Source organism: Rhodococcus sp. 852002-51564_SCH6189132-a (assembly GCF_001665495.1).
GTDB classification, from domain to species: domain Bacteria; phylum Actinomycetota; class Actinomycetes; order Mycobacteriales; family Mycobacteriaceae; genus Rhodococcus; species Rhodococcus pyridinivorans.
The window spans coordinates 1-1,019 of sequence record NZ_LZMJ01000069.1 but is presented as its reverse complement, the minus strand read 5'-3'; the positions used below and the strand labels follow the sequence as shown (position 1 = coordinate 1,019).

General features: G+C 74.3%; 1 protein-coding gene. It reads left to right on the top strand.

From position 1 onward, the window contains the following. The coding region (locus tag A5767_RS16555; RefSeq protein WP_231913208.1) for a carbohydrate kinase family protein at positions 1-888 on the top strand (888 nt) is incomplete at its 5' end. Positions 889-1,019: the final 131 nt, after the last annotated feature.

Sequence of the window (1,019 nt, the reverse complement as noted above, 5' to 3'; positions counted from 1 at the left end):
AACCCACCCCCGCCCCGGCCGCTGCCGGCCCCCCCCGGCGGGGGCGGGGGGGGGGGGGGGGGGGCAAACCGCGCGTGGGGTTGGGGGGGCGGGGGCGCACCGGGGGGGCGGGGCGGCGCGGGCGGCGCCGACTTCACCGAGTACCGCACCTGGCTCGAGGACCACGGGGTCGACTGCTCGTCGGTGCGGATCTCGCAGACCGCCCACACCGCCCGCTTCGTGTGCACTACCGACCTGGACATGGCGCAGATCGCCTCGTTCTACCCCGGTGCGATGTCCGAGGCCCGCGAGATCTCCATCGCCGACGTGGTGAGCAAGCACAGCGTCGACCTCGTGCTCGTCGGCGCCAACGATCCCGACGCGATGATCCGGCACACCGAGGAGTGCCGCCGGCTCGGCGTCCCGTTCGTCGCCGACCCGTCCCAGCAGCTCGCCCGCCTGGACGGGCAGCAGGCCGAGCAGCTCATCGACGGCGCCGAGTACCTGTTCACCAACGAGTACGAGTGGGGACTGCTGCTGCAGAAGACCGGTCTCACCGAGGACGAGGTGCAGACGAAGGTCGGCATGCGCATCACCACCCTCGGCGGTGACGGCGCGACGATCGTCGACCGCGACGGCAACCAGGTGCAGGTCGGTGTGGTGCCCGAGCGCGCAAAGGTCGACCCCACCGGTGTGGGCGACGCCTTCCGCGCCGGCTTCCTGCTCGGACACCGCTCCGGCCTGAGCATCGAACGGGCCGCGCAGCTGGGCTCGCTGGTCGCGGTGCACGTCCTCGAGACCACCGGCACGCAGGAGTGGAACTTCGACCGCACCGACGCCCTCAAGCGTCTCGCCGACGCCTACGGCACCGCCGCCGCCGACGAGATCGGCGCGATTCTCGGCGCCTGAGCGGCGGAACACCCGATCCTGGAAACGCGGCCGGGGCCCCCCCAAACCCCCCGGGGTTGGGGGCGGCGCCGGGCGGGGGGGGGGGGGGGAAAAGAACCCGGGGGCGCCGGGGCCGGGGGGGGGGGCCCGAC